We start from the raw sequence: 20,809 nt of genomic DNA on the forward strand, positions 1-20,809 counted from the left end.
AGTCGAAGCAAATGCTGTTACAAATGCTGCGAAATTTTGCTGTCTGACTTTTTTATTGGCATCGTGGATATTAGCGATGCCAGGCCAGTGACTTGAGACATTACTTACGACGCCAAGTGTGAAAACGCTCAACGAAAGCCAACAGCTTTTGCGGGGCATGTTCACGTTTCCAGACACCGGCCACATTTTTGTTGGCTTCTGCCATAGTGGGATAGATGTGGATAGTGCCAAGCAACTTGTTCAATCCTAAGCCATGTTTCATGGCCAATACAAACTCTGCTAACAGTTCTCCGGCGTTTGCGCCGACTATGGTGGCACCGAGGATTTTATCTTTGCCCGGTTTAGTCAGTACTTTAACAAAACCACGGGCATGATCGTCAGCCAAAGCGCGGTCTAACCCGCCTATGTCGTAACGGGTGACTTCGTACTCAATGCCTTGTTTTTTAGCAGCAGATTCGTTTAAGCCAACTGTGGCAATTTCAGGCTCGGCAAAGGTCGCCCAAGGAATAACGCTGTAATCCACCTTGAAGGTTTTAAACGGTCTGAATAAGGCATTTACCGCTGCGTACCAGGCTTGATGGCTGGCAGTATGGGTAAACTGATAGGGCCCTGCTACATCACCGGCCGCTAAGATATTCGGATATTTAGTTTGTAAAAAATCGTTGGTGATAATTGTACGATCGGACTCAATGCCCAGCTTCTCTAAACCAAAGCCGGTTAAGTTTGCCTGGCGACCCACAGCTACTAAAATTTTGTCAAAGGGTATACGTTCTTCTTTGCCTTCAAATTCGACAACCATAACATGGCCTTCGTTGCTGCTCTGAACAGCCATCGCGCTGGTATTAAGGCGCAAATCAACACCGTCTTTTTCCAGCTGAATTTGCAAGAGTTTGGCTGCGTCTGGGTCTTCTTTGCTCAGCACATGTTCGCCCCGTTCAATTTGGGTGACATGGGTGCCTAAACGGGCAAACGCTTGAGACAATTCACAGCCAATGGGCCCGCCACCTAACACGATCATGTGTTTGGGCTGTACACGGATTTCCCATAAGTTATCGGCAGTTAAATAATCGATATCTTTCAAGCCTGGAATATCAGGCACAAACGCACGGGCACCGGTGGCGATCACTATATTGCGGGTGGTTAACGACTGCACACCTTCTGCGGTTTGAATATCTACCTGCCAAGGGGAAACAATGGTTGCACTGCCGATGGCAACATTAACGCCAAGGGATTCGTAGCGCTCAACCGAGTCGTGGGGTTCGATTGATTTGATGACGCTGTGCACCTTGTTCATAACGGCTTCGAAATCTATTTTTGGCGCCTCATACGTAACGCCTGCATTTTGTGAGGTATGGTGAACTTGGGCTAATTTACTGGCGTGCAGTAAGCTTTTAGATGGTACGCAGCCTGTATTCAAACAGTCACCGCCCATTTTGTGACGCTCAACTAAGGTCACCTTTGATTTAATTGCTGCAGCAATGTAAGCCGTTACTAAACCAGCCGAACCTGCGCCGATAACGACCAGGTTACGATCGAATTTTTTCGGTTTTTTCCAACCTTTGTACACACGGCGCTGCTGTAAGGCACTTAAAATAAATTTAGCCAAAATCGGGAAGATACCCAGCAATACAAACGACAATATCAGTTCGCTGGAGACGATGTCAGACAGTTGGTTGATTTCCACCAACTGGGTACCTGCATTGACGTAAACTGCGGTGGCAATGAGCATACCCACTTGGCTTACCCAGTAATAGGTCCAGGTTTTAATGACGGTCACACCCATGACTAAATTTATGATAAAAAACGGAAATATAGGCACAAGGCGTAAGCTGAGTAAGTAAAAGGCGCCGTCTTTCTGGATACCTTTATCGATTGACGCGAGTTTTTTAGAAAAGGTACTTTTCACCCAGTCACGAAGCAAGAAGCGTGATACCAAAAACGCCAACGTCGCCCCGATGCTAGAAGCGAATGATGCTAGCAACAAACCCCAGCCAAAACCAAACAACGCACCTGCACCCAAGGTTAAAATAGCGGCGCCTGGCACACTAAGCGCAGTGGCAGTGGCATAAATAAATAAATAACCAATGAAGGCCACCAACCAGTTGGCCTGAATGTACTGGGCAAGATCTTGTTGATTGTTTTTTAAGCTTTCAAGGGTGAGATATTGGTTTAAATCGAATATGAAGAAGCTAGCAATAAGCGCTGCAATGAGGACGACTAATATTGTACGTTTACTATTCATATCGAATTTAAGCCTTAAAATTATAGGTGTAGGTTAATTGAATATTTCTGGGCAGTTCGGGAAACACCAGGGTCGAGCCAAAATAGCCCCCTTCGAATACCGGCCGCCAATTCTTTTCATCTGTCAGGTTACGCACTTCTAAGCGCAAGCTCGATTGCTCGGTTAGGGCTACATTCGTGTTTATATTCACGGTGATTTGGTCACGAATTAACACCGTGGCCAAATAATCTAAAGGATAACTTTTGCTGTAAATAGCCGAACCAGAAATGTCCCAGTTATGCAAAATCTCGTAACCGGCACTGGCAGAAAGCGTCTGCTGTGGTATGCCTTGTACACGCTGGTCTGAGGCAGCAAAACCGGCAAAGTTTGGTGCGCCTAACCCCGTACCCTGAATAATATCAGCACGAGAATTATCAAAGGCATCAGCGACTTGCTCAGAGTCTTGGGCGCTGGCTGAATTATCATAACGGGCATCCAGGTAGCTGTAACCCATATTCGCCCATAGATCTTGGCCTTGGTAAAAAACTTGGGCTTCAAAACCTTTGGCGATAATACCTGTGTTACTGCCATCGCGGTTTCGCAAGCTGCGGGTTTGCTCGAATACTGAAGCATCCCCGTACCAAGGCGACCCTACCGGTGAGTACTTAATACCCAGCTCGAAAAGCTCGTTTTCGGTGGCAAAATTAAGTGGGTTAATTTTGTTGTCTGCACCTAAAACCGTGCCGCCGCCCATGCTGTTAGATGTTGCTTCGCTGTAGCTGTATGTCGCATAGGTCACCATGTCGTTATTGGGTTTAAAACGAGCGCTCGCTGAGCCCGAGTATAACCACTTGCTGAAGCTATCTTTGGCCGCATTCTGACCCTGTGGTGCAATGGCATCACGGGCGGTCACGTCATAATGATCCCCGCGCAGGCCAAATGTGGTGCTGAATCTGTCACTCCAGTCGCTTTCTTGTTCAGCGAACAAGCCTGTTTGCCAGGTGGTCGAGTCAGTGGTGTCAGACAGGGAGAAATCATTGGAGCCATCCCCGTCTACGTCATAATTAGCACCGGGAGAAACAAACACACCAGGGCGCAGTTCAACTAACCTGGCTTTTTGGGTATCGGTTAGTGGAATACGACGCTGTTCTAGACTGCCCAGTAAATCTATGGGTAAGTCCGCTTCTGTAGTGAATTGGCTATAGCCTAATACGTTGTTGTAGCGAATATCGACTCCCCAAGTGGTTTGCTGCTCGGCGCTCCATGCTGAGTTGACTTCAATACGGTTTTGCGCGGTTTTAGCCCCATCGATAATTTCAACAAAGCTGTTTTGGGCAATCTCTTCGCGGTCTAAATACTGAAAATAACTGCGGTTGCTTACGCTGTGAACCGAGTTTAACTGGCGCTCATAGGTGCTATGCAATAGGTAAGTCTGGGCGTTGTTGATGTTATCTGGGTCTGTGAGCACTGTGCTGCGTGCAATGCGCACTTCATCAGTGGGTGACACGACAGCAAATGCGCCTGGTACTTGTGACCCATTAGGCTGCACGCCTTGGCCGGTTATATACAAACCGTTATCGATAAGGTTTTGCGTGGGGCGGTTAATGCCCGCATTATCGGTAAAATCAACATCATAGTATTCAAAGCTGATATCCCAGCTTGATGTATCGTCGGGTGATAGCCGATATGCAACGAATAAGTCTTCACTCTGGTATTGGCTAAAATCGTAATAACTGTCGTTATCAATATATTCGGCGCTAACCCGGATCCCGCTTTTATCTTCCTCTATTGGGGTATTTACATCGACTTGTGCGCGATAATGTTGCCAACTGCCGGCACTGGCTTGCAGTTTTATATCTGTGCCTGACAAGGTCGCCACTTTATTGTTTAAATTAATAAAGCCGCCGTTACGTTGGCTAGTGCCCAGTAACACCGAAGGTGCCCCTTTGACCACATCGATTTGCCCGACACTGTTGAACGACAGAGGAATACCAAAACCGTTGTTACCCGCTTGGCGGCGTAACCCTTGCTGAAACAACTCACCTAACTGGCCACGAATAGTGGGTAAACTTGGGGAGCCAAAGCCGCTGGCTGAATACGTGTTAGGCACCAACGTCAACACGTCTTGCAAGTCATCGATGGACAATTGCGTTAACATGTCGCTGGAAATAGAAGTTAGTGAGCGAGCAATATCGGTTAGATTTTTATTTTTACCAAAGGGGCCATCCACTAACAGACTTTTAGGAGAGAGGATCATAACGTCCGTGGATTCGCCCTTGACTGTTATGTACTCAACTGAATTGTCTGGGGCCTGTTGTGCGTGGCTATTTACCGCCATTAGTAATGTGATTGTGGCGAGTGCTCCCCGGGGCAAGGTGGGCATATTTGTTTCCTGTTTATAGTCATCTGCCCTGATAGACCTGACAGTTACGACATTTATTACGTGGTAGTGGCTATTCTATGTATTTTACTTTGCATTTTGCCCAATTAGATTCGATAACGTGGCAATAAAAGCCAGAATGCTGGCGTTAGTTATAATATTTGCGTGGCTTAACTGGATTTGTTCGAGCCAGTGCCTTGTTCAATTTGGTAGAGGGAAAGAGATAAATGACTCGTGATCCCGTGATCATAGTGGGTGCCGGATTAAGTGGTTTGTACCTGGCGGCCCAATTGGCGCAACAAAAAACTGCTTATCTGTTGCTTGAAGCTCGCCAGCGTTGTGGAGGACGCATTGCGTCAATCGACGGCTTCGATCTTGGCCCCGCCTGGTTTTGGCCGGCGCATAAGGCTATACACCAATTGGTTGAACAGTTGGGGTTAGGTTATCAACTTCAGCCGACCCAGGGCCAGGCGTTGTATCAAACGCCAAATGGGGTGCAGCGCTTTGCACAGCCCGCATCTGGGGAGTCATATCGCCTCGACAAAGGCATGCAAGGCTTGGTGGATGCCTTGCTCAAACAGATCCCAAAAGACAATATTCAACTTGGCTGTAAGGTTACCGCTATCGCTCAAACCCCCGAAGGGGTAAATGTGGATATGTTACTCAGGGGCCCGACTAACCAGGCGTTATCTGCCGATGGTCAGACAAACAGCACCCAAGGTGGTAGTAAAGTGGTGCTGACGCTGCCACCAAGATTGGCAGCCTCTATGCTCAGCTTCAGCCCAGAATTGGCGCCGGCGTTTATTGCTGAACTCGCTGCTACCCCGACCTGGATGGCGGGTCACGCCAAGGCGATTATTCGTTTCGAGCGACCTTTTTGGCGCGCGGCAGGGCTCAGTGGTTTCGCATTCTCACAAACAGGCCCGCTGATGGAGATCCACGACGCCAGTATAGAGCAGCAGGGCAAGTTCGGTTTGTTTGGCTTTTTTGCCCTATCTGCAGCTAAACGCAACGCCCTTGGATTAGAGGCACTCAAACAACTGGTAGCCAATCAACTGGTTAGTTTGTATGGCGATCAAGGTAAACATTTCCTCAGTATTGATATTATGGACTGGGCGTCTGAGCCTTTTACCGCCGGCCAAGCCGATCAAACGCCACTGGATTATCATCCTGTATATGATCTGAGTCAGCACCATTATTGGCACAAAAAGTTAATTTTTGCCTCCACTGAAACATCACCCCGCCACGGAGGTTTTTTGGAGGGGGCTTTGTTAGCCAGCCAACAAGCCCTAAAGCTCATTGGTCAGTAGTATCCTTGGCCAGCTGTATTATTAGCTTAGCGACGATACTAAAACGTTTGATATGTTGGGTGTTTCCCAGCTTCCCAGGTGAATGATTTGGGCCATTATCCATTTGTTGCAACCCGCTAATACTAAGGGCGACAAATGTTGGCAGCATAAAAAAGGCCCCCTTCGTTAACGAAGAGGGCCTCACTGACTAACCTTTTTGTTAGGTGTTAGCTACTGGCCGAGGCAGGTTTTTGACCACGGGTCAGCAAGCGCTTGGGTAACCTTGCCAGCCCTACAAACATAGCCTTTAAATCATCCAGGATCAGGTACAAACACGGCACCAATATCAGGGTGACTAAAGTAGCATACATCACCGAGAAACCTAGGGCGACAGCCATAGGGATGACAAATTTAGCCTGCAAACTGGTTTCAAACATGATTGGTAATACCCCGGCAAAGGTGGTGATAGAAGTTAACGTGATGGCCCTGAAACGAGCACAGCCTGCAGCAATCACAGATTCCGCTATCAAGTAGCCTTTAGCGCGTTGCTGATTGACATAGTCGGTCATCACCAGACTATCGTTGATCACCACCCCTGCTGCGGCAATCAGACCAAAGGTCGACATCATGCTCAAGTCGAGGCCAAAGATGAAATGCCCCCAAATCGCCCCTGTCAGACTAAAGGGGATGACCGACATGATGATCAGTGGCTGACCATAGCTTTTAAGCGGCGCCGCCAACAGGATATAGACCATGATCAGCCCAGCTACCAGAAACATCATCTGCTGACTCTGTTGGGCTTGTTGTTCTTCTATGGTGCCCCCCAGTTCGGTTTTCACTCCAGGGAAAGCGGCGGTCAGTTTGGGCAGCAGATTTTCTTCGACCTTGGCAACAACCTCATTTGGCTCAACGGCTTCTTCGTCGATGGAACCAAAGACATAAACGCTGCGATAACCATCTTCCCGGCGAATATAATTAATGCCGGGTTTTTCGGTCAGGTTGACCACATCCCCTAACATGACTTCTTTGCCAGCTGGGGTAGTGATAACGGCATATTTTAACTCAGCAAAACGTTCCCGCGTCAGTTTAGGGTAACGTACCATCACTCGCACTTCTTCACCGCCGCGAATAACCCGCTGGGCTTCACCGCCGTAAAAACTGCCCCCTACTTGACGAGCGATGCTGGTCAAATTTAAGCCCAGATCGTAGGCCACGGGTAACAAGTCCATTTGCACTTCTTTACTGGCAGGATCTATGGTTGAGCTGATATCAAACAGGCCTTCTTGTTGCTGCAACATAGCGATAAACTCACGGCCTGCGGCGTTGAGGGTAGCAATGTCTGCACCGTACAACATATAACCAAACTCACCATCTTCACCACCGCCATTGATGTCGTCGCGAATAGTTAATGACTTCATACCCGGAATAATGGGTATTTGTTCGCGCCAGCGTCGGGCCAGTTCAAAGGCATCGAAGTGACGTTTGTCTTCATCTACCAGTGGCACCAAGACGCGCCCTTCAGTACGGCCCTGGTTAAACACCATGATATCGCGCATCATGGTGCTGCCGTATTCATCGATGATTTGTTTGTCAACTTGCAGGACTACCGCCTCAATCTTTTTCAAGGCATCGATAGTGGTTTGATCCGACACGTTTTCATTCATCTCAATGGAGATCCCCGGAAAATCATGGGGCACCTTAGGTGAGGGGATCATGCGTACGTAGTTTGCCGACACTAAGCCCCAGCTAATGATCAACACGGCGATAAAGATGGTAAACACCAGCCAACGCCATTCTATGCAGCGGGTCACCAGACGTTTATAGGGGCCGTTAACAAAACCGAAAAAGCCCTTGTTGAAACGTGCACGCCAGCTGCTTTGTTTAACCGGCGTAAATTTCATGTGAGCCAAGTGGGCCGGCAAAATTAGTTTTGATTCAACCAAGCTAAACACCAGGCACAAGATCACGACCGCCGCTATATTATAAAAAAATGCACCCTCGGGGCCGGTGGAAAACAGCGCCGGTGCAAAGACCGCTATAGTCGTTAGCACCCCAAATGTGGCAGGAGTAGCTACGCGCTTGGCACCGCGCACCACGCTTTCCACACCGCCACCTTTTTCTTCTATTTCACTGTAGGCGCTCTCGCCTATGACAATGGCGTCGTCCACCACTATCCCCAGCACCATGATAAAGGCAAATAACGACAAGATATTGATACTCACGCCTAATACCGGCATCAGCATAATGGCACCCAAGAAACAGACAGGTAAACCCAACATGACCCAAAATGCCAACCTGAAGCGTAAAAATATGGTCAGCATCAACGCCACCAAAAATGCCCCTTGCACCAGATTTTTTAACATCATGTCCAGGCGTGCATTGAGGTAATAGGTCATGTCTACCAGTACTTTAAGCTCCAGGCCTTGGGGCAGAGTTTTATTGCGCATCTCGATATAATCTTTGACAGATTTTGATACCGGTATGGTGCTTTGATCCTTGGTTGCCTTGACCGACATGTAGATAGCATTCACGCCGGAATACTTGAAATAACGCTCCCCTTCTACAAAACCATCTTCAATAGTGGCGACATCTTCTAGTAAAACTTTGGCCCCGGTATCACTTATCTTGATAGGAATGCGGCGGAATTCGTTACCACTGTATAACTGATTCTCCACTCGCACAGCCACTATGCCGGATTCCGTGCGTAACTGCCCGGCAGATATATTGGCCGAATAATTATTGATAGCCTGGATAACGTCAGTCAGCGTGATATTGTATTTACGTAACACCTCAGGTTTGATCTCAATGGCGATCTCGTCCTCAGGGGCATCCACTTCCACCAGGGATACATTGCCTAGTTGTAACAGTTCATCTTCAATTTTTTTGGCTATGGGTTTGAGCTCAGTGATGGGTAAGTCACCCACGAGGGACATTTCAATCACGTCCTGTTGGTACTCAATTTGCGATATTTTCGGCGGTTCCATGTCGGTTGGGAAAGTGGCGATACTGTCGACTCTGGCTTTAACTTTATCCAGTACGTCGGTCAGCACCTGATCCTTTTTTATTTCCAGGGTGACGCGCCCGTTATCTCGGAAGGCTCGTGCGGTGGATTTCTTAATTTCGGTGACATCTTTTAATGCTTCTTCGATCTTAATTAAAATGCTTTCTTCTATTTCCTGAGGGGAGGCGCCGCGATAAACCGCTTCAATATTGATGTAATTAATTTCAATATTGGGAAACATTTGTCGTTGGATAGTGAAATAACTAAATAAACCCATGATAATGATAAAAATCATCATCAAGTTAGCGGCCACCGAGTTATTGGCAAAAAAGGCGATCAGCCCAGTTTGTTTTGGCTCGGGGGGGCGGTGATCAAGGGGAATAAGATCTTCAGTTGACATGCTCAGCCCTCGTTAGTTTTCTGAGCGGTGAGCTCTTCTTTTGCCGCGATCTTGACTTCCATCCCGGATTGGGGATATTCAGGCAAGGTAATAACAACCTGGTCTTCATCGTTTATACCCTGGCTGATCAAAAAGTATTCATCTTCTTCGCGTAATATTTCTACTTGTTGCGGACGCAGTTTTTGCTCTTCGTCGACCACCCATACCACCCTGTTGTTGACTAAATCCTGGGGCAGGCGATAAATTTTACTTAAGGTGAGCCCGGCAAAACTAACCTGTACATAGCTACCAAATTTAAGTACTGCTTTGTTGTCTTTAAGACCATAAGGATCGTTTATTTGCACCACTAGTTGACTCATACGGGTGCCCTGGTCCACCAAGCCCAAATCACGGGAAATGGTGCCTTGGCGAGTGACTGCATTGTAGCCGTTGGTGCTGACAATGGCATCTTTGAATGCCAGATCCGCGGGTAAAAATTCGCGGTCAAAACCAGCAACGGGAAAAATGATCTCCGCCGCTTCCACATTGTACAATTCGCCGACACTGGTACCTTGATTAATAAACTGGCCTACCCCTAATTCACGACTGACCACTAAGGCATCGTAAGGAGCGGTAACTGTGCAATTGTCCAAATCACGTTGAGCGATTTTTAATCCCGCCTGGGCAGACTTCAAGGAAGCCTGGGCGCTCATCAATTGTGGTTTACGCAGGTATAAATCCGAAACTTTGCTATCCGGTAGGCCTTTTGCCTCGCGTTTGGCCACATCAGCCCTGGCCTGCTCTTCAATTAGTTGGGCCTGGGCTAGACTCACATTAGCTTGCGCCTGCAACAGTCCCGCCTCATAGGTGTCTTTTTCAATGCTAAATAACGTGCTGCCTCTGAGCACCAGACCACCGGCCACAAAATTGGGATGCCAGCTCAGTACTTCACCTGATACCTGAGCCGAAAGGGTGGTTTTTTCTAAAGGTTTTACTTCGCCATAACCGGTTATCTGAACTTGAAAGTCCTCTGCAAATGCCCTTTCAACCTTGACGGTGGGGCGGGTATCCAGTGGCGCTTTTTCCTTATCTTCGGTGGCACTAGCGTTAATCACCAGCATGCCACCAATCCCTAAGCCTAAAGCCAGGATTGGTAAACCTATTTTCATCCATTTGTTTTTCATGCGAAGATAAAACCTTATGTATATTTAGTTATTATTCTGTATTGATATTAATCGACTTATGTAAAATCTTGTGTGTCTATTTGTAAAGAGATGTGAGTGTCTCGATTAGCAGCCCATTCTCGCATGTTCAAGTTTAATTAGTTTGCTTTTAATTAATCGATAAAATTTAGCAACCTAGGCATCGCAACTGACAACTGCCCTCCGACTGCAAATTCTGCTTGGTTGGGTGGTCATTATTTTTCAAAAATTATGAGGAGTAAAATATGAAATTACGTATATTGGTAATTGGCTGTTGCGCAGTTTTCAGTAGTTGGGCCGCCAGTGCGCCATTTCAAGATGGCCCATTAATTAACCAGTTCGGGAAACATGCGCCGGTGCAGCAAGACTTGAAATTAGATAATAGCATGCAGTTAAAAGTGGTGTTCGACGTAGACAGCTCTGAGGATCCTAAAGAGCTCAACAAACGTTATGATCGTCTGGCGCGTTTTTTAAATATGCATGTGGCCAACGGCATCGCGCCCGAGCAGCTCCAACTGGCACTGGTGGTACATGGTAAGGCGAGTAATGATGTGCTCAACGAGGTTGCCTATCAAAAAAAATTCGGGGTAGGCAATCCAAACCACGAGTTGTTACAGGCGTTGCTAAAACACAAGGTGCGTATATTGCTCTGTGGCCAGTCTGCGGCCAAACACCAGATAAAAAATGCGGATTTGCTAGAGGGGGTGCAAATGGCTCTGTCGGCAATGACCGCCCATGCAGTATTGGCGAAAGAGGGCTATAGCCTGAACCCGTAGTAGCTTAGTTTGTTGACGACTTTAGCTGGTAATGTAAGGGGTGTATGCTAGCACCATGGAAGACACAGCAATTCAAATCGGTTTACCTTGCGTTTATCCACTGCTTTGCCAGTGGATAGGCATTCTGCTGGTTCTTGGGTTTCTCGTTATGCTTGTTGGCATCGTATATTCGGTGTTAAAAGATAAAAAACACAAGCAGCTTCAGCGTAAGCAAAGACGTCAGCGCCGTGAGATAAGCTTGAAGCACAAGCAAGATTCGAAAGGTAAACCATCATAGCTTCTGCTAATGCTATCAGTGGGCGTGAACGCCATGAATAAAGCCGCCGTGTTCGCTGATGGCAGCCTGTTATTACGTATCTATTTACAACCCAAAGCTTCCCGTGATGAAATTATTGGCTTGCATGGTGATGAGCTTAAAGTCGCCATTACTGCCCCGCCAGTAGATGGCAAAGCTAATGCGCATTTAATAAAGTATATCGCCAAACAATTCGCCGTGGCCAAATCCAACGTCAGTATCGTTAAAGGGGGATTGAATCGTCATAAGACGTTGCGGGTTATGCACCCCAAAAAAATCCCTGGGCAAATTACCGCCATTCTCCAGGCAGACTGATAGCTTTGAGATGGAGTGGCTAAAACGTGATATGCCAGATTCAGTCAGTTCAACTGGGGCAAAGATGACTGGCGATTAGGAGCGATCTATTGTCATTCGACCTTACTCATTTAAATCGAAGTTTTAACCTCCCAAAATGACAGCTATTAATTCAAGAACATAGCTCTGAGCACCCTAACAGTTTTGTAAAAAAGGTTGAAGTGCTTTGCACATAGAATAATTTGCATTTTACAAAATCTGCCATATTTCACAGTGAATAGTTGTAATTATTCAGCCCGTTAAGAAATAAATTTGCTCAGTAATTGGTTAGACAGTTTTCCTTGGTAATGACACGACGACATTTCTGAACGACTAAGTTCTTCGATTAATTGTTGTGGCTATCCTACTTTGTAATGGCACTAACTAAACTGACTTCGCAGAATCGGCAAGTAACAACAAATCAGTACCTTGAATTATCTCCATTTTCATAAAAGACACAATGGCGTGCATGATGATGAGCAGCTCTTGATAGTTGACTGGGTTTTGTTGCAGGCGTTGTTTGGCTTCTCGGTAACCAAGCTCTTTGTAGACTGCTATTAAATTGACGCTATTTTCTTCCGGAGTATTAACGCGCGCCTTGGGTGTGTAACCTAGGGCTTCAATAACGTCTTCTGCCAATGTCCACACTGACCAAGGATTTTGGCCTGTGAGTAATTTTTTATCGTGAACGACTTGTTCTAAGTAGGTTACTCCTGCTTGAAAGTTCGCTCCTTGGTCAGACAGCTTATCTTGCAAAAGAAAAGGAAAAATTGACTCTGCATCGGGGATTAAAAAGAGTTCTTCTTCATTGGTAAATGCGCTGATGTTCTTATTGCTGGCAAACCACTCGCCGTTATCGAGTTTGACGTTGACTAAAGCTGCGGGGCCATGACAAACAGCGGATATGACTTTGTCATTTTGGTGCAGGTATTTGATTATATTCTTAATCGCTTGATTATCAGGGAAGTCGAACATAGCACCTTTACCACCGACAAAATAAACAGCTTCATAATCTGCCGGATTGACGTCATCGACTAACAAGGTGTTAGTGGCTTTAGCTTGCGCAGTAGGATCATTTAGAAAGGCATAGTCATATTCACGCATATCATCGTCGTCAAGTACAACGGGTGGTTTACCACCTTTGGTACTGGCAATATCGACTTCAAAACCATTAGTTTGAAATACCCAGTAAGCTCGGGCTAATTCGGTGAGTTCGTAGCCGGTTTTTTTACCGGACGCGCCCATCTTATCTGTGCTGGTGACAACGGCTAATATTTTACCTCTTTTTTCCAATATAGGTTGTTGAAGGTAGATTACATCGTTCATTTGGCTGGCTTTAATCTGGGCTATTTCGGCAGCGTTAGGTGTAAAACCTTTTAGCCAATAAACGGCAGAGCCACCCAATGCCGTGAGTACTAAAATGATGCAGCCAATAGTAATCAGTATTTTTTTTAACATGTCGTTTCTCCTATTTTTAGACATGTTAAAAGTGAGTAGGTGAAACCTATGTGAAATTTACCAAAAAATTAATAATAGATACTAAAAGAAAAGATATTGTTGCTTTGAGTAAGCTTATAACGCCAGCCAAAACTTTCAACTATTCGTGTTACTAGATATAAGCCTTGGCCTACACCCTGACTGCTTTGGCTTTTTACCCCAGAAGCAATAACATCCTTTGGTGAAAATTCGTGAGTCGTATTTTCGAAAATGAGTGAGTCATCTTGTTGACGTATTGTGAGTTGATGTGACTGAGCATGCTGTATTGCATTGACAATTAAATTGTTAACTAGCAGGGTCAGTAATGCAGGATTGGCCATTAGGGTAAACTGCGGATCGACATTGAGTGTGACATATATGTCACTTGCGGCATTATTTCCATGAATCAGAATGGCTTGTTCCAGTATCATTTTTAAGTTGCAAATTTTTTTTTCGATAGATTCTGCACGGGCTAAGGCCAATAAAACGGTTACCGTATTTTCCATTTGCAAACAGACACTTTTCATTTCTGTTAAATCACTGTCTTTGTAACCCCGTTGTTCAATTAAGGCGGTGTGATTTTTTAGGATCGTGAGTGGTGTACGTAGTTCATGACCCACATCAGTGGTGAAGTTTTTCTCTCGGGCTAGTGCCTGTTCTAAGTCATTAAAAGCTTTTTGAAAGGTGTTTGATAGATAGCCCAGTTCATATTCAAAATTAGGTAGTGAGTTGGACTGATTGCTGATTTGACCTGATTTTATAGCTTTAGTTAGTAAGACTATAGGATTAACAATTTGTTTAGAGAATTGATGCGCTAAATATATCGCTAGCAATAAAGCTAAAATCAAGCCGATAAGGAAGATGATAAATATACTGGGGTTCTGACTTACCACTAATAAATCTGAAACCTCAGCCACAATATAGCCTTTCTGCTCATTGCCTAAATCTAACGTTTTAAAATGGTAATGGGTATTATCGGGAGTGAATATTTCTTGGTCGCCGGAAGATTGCTGAATACTTTTATACAGCTCTTGGGGCAGAGCAGAAGGGCTTTCGTACAGCTGAATATAGCCTAGGTCTAAATCAGGAAGTTTGCCTGTTGATTGGTATTGTTGCTCGGCGTACTGAACATGCTTTTGCAGCAATTTGCTTATTATGACATCTTCAACGACAAAGCCAATTATCACCGCCAAGCCCAAATAAAGCGCTGTTAGACCCAGAGCAAGTGATACCAGTAACACCAAAGATTTGTATTTAATACTTGATATTATTTTCATTTAAAACTCTAACCTGTAACCAACGTTCATTATGGTTTTAATTTGTGGTGCTTTGGAATGTTCAGCCAGCGCTTTTCTAAGAGCATAGATATGGGACTTCAAGGCGTCACTTTCTGGCGGTGAGTCAGCCCATATTTTGTGAATGATCAACGACCGGGAAATGGGCTTGGGATAGACCTTGGCTAACAAGGTTAAGATGTTGAATCCTATGGTTGTTAACGCACATTCCTTACCATCAATCAGCGCGTTTTTGGCTGATAACATAAGCGCCAATGTGCCTACTGTGATGTTGGTTGATTGATGTAAATCAGAGCGTCTCGCTAATGCTTGGCAGCGTAACGCCAGCTCACGCAAATCGAAGGGCTTAGTCAGGTAATCATCTGCACCTTGTTTAAATCCTGCAGCTTTATCTGCGAAACTATCTCTTGCGGTTAACATCAATACAGGGGGAATAACCTGCGCCTGTTTTTTGATAATTGCACACACCTCAAGCCCGTCCATATCTGGCAGGTTAAGGTCGAGTAAAATCACATCAAAGATATTTTCACAAGCTAACTGAATGCCAAGTTTGGCATTGTCTGCATAATCGATTTGCCAATTATGGGCAAATAAAAATTCAGTGATCTGCTGAGCAATAACACGATTATCTTCAATTAATAGAATATTCAAAATATGTACGTTTAAAAGATGCCGTGCACTTAGCATACGTCAGCCGAAGTGAAGACCAAGTGAAATTTACAAGCTGGTATGGGTATGTAAACATTAAGATCTGTTGCAGAGATTCTACCCCTTTATCCAATCACCTTGGATAGTGTAAAAAATAGCGCATGGTTTACACAAGTTTTAAGATACTACAGTTAATTGTTTATGATTTACAAGGCTACAGCCCTCGCAAAGATAATTTTAGGCCTTGGGGAAAGAGCGTCCTGAAAAACCTCACGCTGCATAAAGCACCAAACGTTACTTCGCTGCGGTGGGGCTTTTTGTTACCAATCGGAAGGTGTTTTCTGCCAATGTGAATCAAGTTATTAGCGTGTTCGTTATTCGCATTTTTGATAGGTAGATAGGTAGTTAGAACCATTCGCGACTGGCTTCTGAGGGCACATATTTGCCAGTAAGAATTAGTTCATAGCGTAAGATAAAAGCCTTGATTCACCTGCTGTTCCTCAGCTTTCTCTGTTCGCGGGACCCGCCGCCCTCCGTGGTGAAAATACTTTGCCGGTCAACGTCGCATAGCCATTACCCCTTATCCATTGCACTTAGTCGAGCTTAAAATGAGTTTTCATCGGCAAGGGTTTTGCCGAATAAAGCTTTGGACTTAACAGCAATCTAGGGACTGTAACTAGGGATTAAGCGAAGCAACTTGAGCATGTAAAAATCCTTGATGTCGATGCATTAAAAACAAGCCATAATGGAATATTACACAGTGCCGAAAGTAACAGTATTTCACCCGCTACAGTTATTCTTACGATTAGATGCCAATCTCATTATTATGCTGGTTTTCAGTGCTCAGACTTAAGATTTTATGTATTTACCTACACCTCCAACCCAATTTGCTAAAAAACCGGGTCAGTTATCTACTCACAAATATCTTAAATGGCCCCAAATTTACCGCGGCATTTAAACTTAAATGCTGCTTTTTTATAAATAATTTTAAGATTTTGACAACGCTAAAACCGCTTTATAACCCTAATCGAAGGGGGCACCCAACGCAAACTAGTGGTACTTCACGGTGAAAACTAAAATCAGATCAGCCCACTAATTCTCAATCCCGTTTCGAATAAACCACTTCACCATTCACTACCGTCATCTTAATTTTGACATCTTTAATTTCTGGCGGAGTGATTTCAAAAATATTTTTATCCAACACTACAAAATCAGCTAAAAAGCCTGGTTTAATTTGACCCAGTTTGTTTTTCTGAAAACCCGCGTAGGCATTACTTTTTGTGTAGGCGGTTAACGCCTCGGCAACACTAATTTTCTGCTCGGGGATCCATCCATCAGGATTTTGTCCATCAAGTGTTCGGCGCGTTACCGCCGCATAAATACCTTCCATCACATTCATCGGTGCCACTGGACTATCCGAACCAAAGGTCACTGTCGCCCCAGCATCGAGCAAACTTTTAAACGCGTAAGTCTGTTTAATTCGTTCTGCACCAATGCGTTTTTCTGCCCAGCGTCCATCATCGATGGCATGATATGGCTGCATGGAAGCAATCACCGAGAGTTGCTTAAAGCGGGGGATTGCCGCGGGCGATAAGTGTTGCGCATGTTCGATGCGCCAGCGACGTTGTGGGTTAGGCGGGTTTTTCTTAGCCACGGATTCGAATGTGTCTAAAATCCAGTCGTTCGCTCTATCACCAATTGCGTGAATGGTAATATGCAAACCTGCTTTATCGCTAGCTTCTATCCAGTTAGAAAATTCCTGCAAATCATGAATAGGAAATCCGAATTTGTCTGGCTCGTCAGTGTAAGCGTTATAAAACCACGCAGTGGTGCTACCGAGTGAGCCATCGACCATGGCTTTGAGTCCACCCCAACGATGCATGTCGTCGCCGCGACCATCACTGGCAACAAATTTATCCAGTTTGTCGTAAGTTTGCAGCGGCACAAAACTGAACACTCTCATGGTTAATTGGTTACGCGTATGCAAAGCTTCAAACGCCTGTAAATCTTCCCACACGCCCATATTGTGAATTTGTGTCACGCCAAATGACTGGGCATGTTTGATACCTTCAAGAAATAATTGCGATCGTTCTTCATTGGTTAATGGCGGAACGACCTGGTAAATTAGATCCATCGCCGCATCCTTAAAAATGCCCGTTGGCACACCATTTTTATTCCGAACGATTTCGCCACCGTCAACCTCTTGGGTGTTTTTATCGATACCCGCTAGTTTCATTGCCGCGCTGTTAGCTAATGCCATATGACCGTCGGTGCGCCATAAAAACACCGGAATTTGGCCAGTGACTTTATTAATCCACTCAGCTTTAGGTAATTCGCCACCCCAGGCTTCATGATCCCAGACGCCATAAAGCATCCATGAGCCGGGTTTCATTGTGGCTGCGTATTCGCCGATGCGCTTCACAAATTCAGCTTTACTGCTAACGTCGCGCACTTGAACGGCTGAAATTAGTCCCGACACATCGAGAAAGTGGGTATGGTTATCGATAAAACCGGGCGTGAGTAATTTACCTTCCAGAGAAATGATTTGCGTGGTAGGCGAGGCGATAGCTTTAATTTCTACATCGCTACCCACCGCGATAATACGATTGCCTTTAACCGCCAAAGCGGTTGCAGTCGTTTGACTTGATTGTTGTAATTCAGATCCCAGCCCAGTCCAGATTTTGCCGCCGATAAAAATCTTGTCGGCAACCTCGTTGGCGCTGCTGACAGCGGCACTAAAGAGTAACAGCGTCAAAACCAGTCGATAAATTAATTTTTGCAACATCCTGATCCCCCTACTTTTTTAGAAACAAGTTTTAACCACTATAGTTGAGTTTTTTTTAAAAAAATTGACTGACCTTATTAAATCAGTATAACGGTGGTTTAAGCTCAAACGAGTCAGAAAAGAGATGCTGGCTTTACTATAAAATCGTGGCCAACATTACTTGACTACGTGCAAGAAGATGAACCCTTGCTATCGGCAGAGCAATCTACGATTGGTATCGCCGCATTAACAAGTAGTCGTCGGGAAATCGCAGTTAACTTGATGAAGACTTCAGCAGGGGGGATTTTTGATTCACCTAATGACTGCTTTGACACTAAACGGCCTGCCAGACTCTGATTTTCGCGGACTACAAGCGCCAGTTTGGTCAGAGCGTTTTTGAACTAATCCAAAGCCTAATGATACTCGTGGGCGGGCAGGATTTTTTGCTGACGCTTTTCACTTTTTCAGATGTGATCAATATCTCTGATCAACCCCTTTATCATTGATAAGTCACCGATGGGTATTGGGGGCTTTGGGTTGAGGCGCTCATCGTGTAAGTATGGTGAGGTCACGTCCGATATACTGTCGGTTTTATTCAATCTTTCAATCTGAATATCTCCTATTATCCCTGGCATCGCAACGTAGCACTTCATCAGATAAGTAACTCACATTCATTCACGCTACTGTTTACGGGAATTTGAAGGTAAAAAGCCATGTTAGAAATCAAAAAAATTGAGTCATTAATCGAAATCAGCGAACTTAAAAAACGATACTTCATATTATCGACAGCACCGCTTGATGGTATGTGGCATTTTGGTTTTGTACCCAATTCGGATCATTTTGGATTTCACGAAAATAACAAATTAGTCGGATACTGTTGCATAAATAGCGAAGGCTATATGTTGCAGTTTTATCTCTGTCCAAGCGCTCAAACCCAGCCGAAGGAGCTATTTACGTTAATCGCACAGCAGAATAGTTCTGTAATCGGTGTCGTTAAAGGCGCATTTGTTAGCACGGCAGAAAACATTTATCTGTCATTATGCTTAGACAACTCGTCGTCTTTTAAAGTGAACGCCTTAATGTATCAGCAAAGTACTTTGGTAAATTTCGGTACTGACGACCCATTAGAAATGAAGCTCGCGCAGCATGCGCAACTTGTTAAATACGTGGAGTTCGCAGCCACGACTCTCGGCGCACCCGCTCAGTGGTTATCAGGATACTTTGCTAATCTGATTCAACGCAAAGAGCTTTGGGGCTATTGGCAAAATGGCAGACTATTAGCGACGGGGGAATGCCGTTTATTTGACGAATACCAAACAGAGTTTGCTGATGTAGGCATGATTGTTGCTGAATCGGAGCGAGGCAAAGGGATTGCGACGCGAGTGCTTCACCACTTGATAAAAATTGCCCATGAGCAAGGATTGAAGACGATTTGCTCAACTGAAAGCGACAATCTTGGAGCACACAAAGCCATCACTAGAGCGGGACTGGTATGTGAAAACCGTATTATTCAGCTTGATTTCAAGCGTTAATTAACAATTGTAATACACCCATACCGTTATTCGGTTTGGGTTTATGGTTACAGGTAAAACTGCACTAACAAACCATTTGTCATATAGTAAACATATGTGCCACAAAGTAGTTTTGAGTACGAGATGATCCGTTGGTTACAGCCTTCAACCTTACCTGAGGTTGCGAAATTCATTGAATGTTATTGGTTTATTGAAAAACGCCCAGAAGCAAAGAGTTATCAGTACCCAAAGCTAAACCCAGATCCATCGGCCCATTTGATCTTATCCCCTAAAGAACAAATCTATCAGTATGACATGAACCCAGGTGTCGCCAGCGGCATAGGAAGTCATTGGTTGTTCCCCCATTATCAAACGTTGACGTTAGATCACTTTAAACCTTTTGTTCATTTGGGTGTAAAGCTAAATGTTGGTGCGCTCTACGGCTTAGCGATCCCTTTTTATTCTCACCCTATGCTAGACAGGGTAAAGGACGTCAACGTGACGACGCTACTAAATAACAGTGACTACGATGTATGCCAACTCATCGAAATGGCGCGAAGTGATCCTACACAATGTCGTAATCAATTAGATGCCTTATTGCTGCCGTGGTTGTCAAACTGCATCGAAGATAAACACAGTAAGATCACGCGAAAAATATTACCCATGCTGGACGCTACCCCCGTTTCCAAGCTCAGCAATTTGCTGCATTGTTCACAAAGAACATTAGAACGCAGCTTTCTGCGCGTGACGGGCTTAACGTTAAAGCAAACTCAATCTATGAATAAATTGGAAGCAATGTTGGAATATCTTTATCAGCGTAATACTGGTGATTTTGATTGGGCTGACATCGCTTTTCAGTTTGGCTTTAGTGATCAACCTCACCTCATCCGTCATGTCAAAAAACAACTTGGTTTAACACCGAAAACCTACGCAAAAGAGAGAGGGTTAACCATTGACGTTTATGGGGGGGGGAGTTCTTCTTAATATTGTCAGAAATGCGCTATCTCCATCGCCGTAATATCACTATGATTAGTTCACAAAATTCGATGCCACATAGAAATGCTGGTGTCACGGAGCAGCAGATTTAGCGCTTACACGAGAGCACAATATGTATCGTAAAATCAACACTTCATCAACTAGGATAGAAACTATTTTATCAAAAGCAGTATTATTTCTTGACACTTCCAGGTAAAAAAACTTCGCTCGAACAGCTGCCCAGACTGAGATAAGTGCAGGCAC

The 20,809-nt window shown here is 44.9% G+C and carries 14 protein-coding genes; 6 read left to right on the top strand and 8 right to left on the bottom strand.

Annotated features, from left to right (window positions below; all coding sequences use genetic code 11):
- Nucleotides 1-100 precede the first annotated feature (100 nt).
- A complete protein-coding gene (locus tag AC3RV5_RS01990; protein WP_489730327.1) occupies nucleotides 101-2,242 on the bottom strand; it encodes a dihydrolipoyl dehydrogenase family protein in 2,142 nt (713 codons plus the stop codon).
- A gap of 7 nt (nucleotides 2,243-2,249) precedes the next feature.
- Nucleotides 2,250-4,604, bottom strand: coding sequence for a TonB-dependent receptor (locus AC3RV5_RS01995; protein ID WP_489730328.1), 2,355 nt, complete (start codon nucleotides 4,602-4,604; stop codon nucleotides 2,250-2,252).
- Between the two features lie 224 nt (nucleotides 4,605-4,828).
- Between AC3RV5_RS01995 and AC3RV5_RS02000 the strand changes: the two genes are divergently transcribed.
- The gene (locus AC3RV5_RS02000) at nucleotides 4,829-5,911 is read left to right on the top strand and encodes a flavin monoamine oxidase family protein (RefSeq protein ID WP_489730329.1); all 1,083 of its coding nucleotides are present in this window, start codon (nucleotides 4,829-4,831) and stop codon (nucleotides 5,909-5,911) included.
- Nucleotides 5,912-6,117: 206 nt separating this feature from the next.
- On the opposite strand, the gene AC3RV5_RS02005 is transcribed toward AC3RV5_RS02000, so the two are convergent.
- Together AC3RV5_RS02005 and AC3RV5_RS02010 are read right to left on the bottom strand one after the other, a co-directional pair.
- Entirely contained in the window at nucleotides 6,118-9,291 is a 3,174-nt protein-coding gene (locus AC3RV5_RS02005; protein ID WP_489730330.1) for an efflux RND transporter permease subunit, read from the bottom strand.
- Nucleotides 9,292-9,293: 2 nt separating this feature from the next.
- Nucleotides 9,294-10,454, bottom strand: coding sequence for an efflux RND transporter periplasmic adaptor subunit (locus AC3RV5_RS02010; RefSeq protein ID WP_489730331.1), 1,161 nt, complete (start codon nucleotides 10,452-10,454; stop codon nucleotides 9,294-9,296).
- 263 nt (nucleotides 10,455-10,717) lie between these two features.
- Here AC3RV5_RS02010 and AC3RV5_RS02015 point away from each other — a divergent pair, with 263 nt between their 5' ends.
- From AC3RV5_RS02015 to yggU, 3 genes are read left to right on the top strand one after another with little or no spacing between them, the layout of a single operon-like run.
- On the top strand, nucleotides 10,718-11,248 hold the full coding sequence (locus AC3RV5_RS02015) for a DsrE family protein (RefSeq protein ID WP_489730332.1): 531 nt from the start codon (nucleotides 10,718-10,720) through the stop codon (nucleotides 11,246-11,248).
- A gap of 55 nt (nucleotides 11,249-11,303) precedes the next feature.
- The gene (locus AC3RV5_RS02020) at nucleotides 11,304-11,525 is read left to right on the top strand and encodes a hypothetical protein (RefSeq protein WP_489730333.1); all 222 of its coding nucleotides are present in this window, start codon (nucleotides 11,304-11,306) and stop codon (nucleotides 11,523-11,525) included.
- 33 nt (nucleotides 11,526-11,558) lie between these two features.
- The gene (gene yggU, locus AC3RV5_RS02025; protein WP_489730334.1) at nucleotides 11,559-11,858 is read left to right on the top strand and encodes a DUF167 family protein YggU; all 300 of its coding nucleotides are present in this window, start codon (nucleotides 11,559-11,561) and stop codon (nucleotides 11,856-11,858) included.
- Nucleotides 11,859-12,260: 402 nt separating this feature from the next.
- Here yggU and AC3RV5_RS02030 read toward each other — a convergent pair whose 3' ends face one another.
- The 4 genes from AC3RV5_RS02030 to AC3RV5_RS02045 all read right to left on the bottom strand — a co-directional run bounded on the left by AC3RV5_RS02030 (nucleotide 12,261) and on the right by AC3RV5_RS02045 (nucleotide 18,080).
- Nucleotides 12,261-13,334 (bottom strand): type 1 glutamine amidotransferase domain-containing protein, encoded by a 1,074-nt coding sequence (locus tag AC3RV5_RS02030; RefSeq protein ID WP_489730335.1) that lies wholly within the window; start codon nucleotides 13,332-13,334, stop codon nucleotides 12,261-12,263.
- 68 nt (nucleotides 13,335-13,402) lie between these two features.
- Nucleotides 13,403-14,629, bottom strand: coding sequence for a sensor histidine kinase (locus tag AC3RV5_RS02035; RefSeq protein ID WP_489730336.1), 1,227 nt, complete (start codon nucleotides 14,627-14,629; stop codon nucleotides 13,403-13,405).
- Nucleotides 14,630-15,298 (bottom strand): response regulator transcription factor, encoded by a 669-nt coding sequence (locus tag AC3RV5_RS02040; protein WP_489730337.1) that lies wholly within the window; start codon nucleotides 15,296-15,298, stop codon nucleotides 14,630-14,632.
- A gap of 1,096 nt (nucleotides 15,299-16,394) precedes the next feature.
- Complete coding sequence (locus AC3RV5_RS02045) at nucleotides 16,395-18,080, bottom strand: amidohydrolase (protein WP_489730338.1); 1,686 nt, start codon at nucleotides 18,078-18,080, stop codon at nucleotides 16,395-16,397.
- A 692-nt stretch (nucleotides 18,081-18,772) separates the two neighbouring features.
- Here AC3RV5_RS02045 and AC3RV5_RS02050 point away from each other — a divergent pair.
- Both AC3RV5_RS02050 and AC3RV5_RS02055 read left to right on the top strand, forming a co-directional pair.
- The gene (locus tag AC3RV5_RS02050; RefSeq protein ID WP_489730339.1) at nucleotides 18,773-19,591 is read left to right on the top strand and encodes a GNAT family N-acetyltransferase; all 819 of its coding nucleotides are present in this window, start codon (nucleotides 18,773-18,775) and stop codon (nucleotides 19,589-19,591) included.
- A gap of 96 nt (nucleotides 19,592-19,687) precedes the next feature.
- On the top strand, nucleotides 19,688-20,554 hold the full coding sequence (locus tag AC3RV5_RS02055) for a helix-turn-helix domain-containing protein (protein WP_489730340.1): 867 nt from the start codon (nucleotides 19,688-19,690) through the stop codon (nucleotides 20,552-20,554).
- The last annotated feature ends 255 nt before the right edge of the window (nucleotides 20,555-20,809 follow it).

The sequence above is a fragment of the Paraglaciecola sp. IT1134 genome (assembly GCF_058068185.1).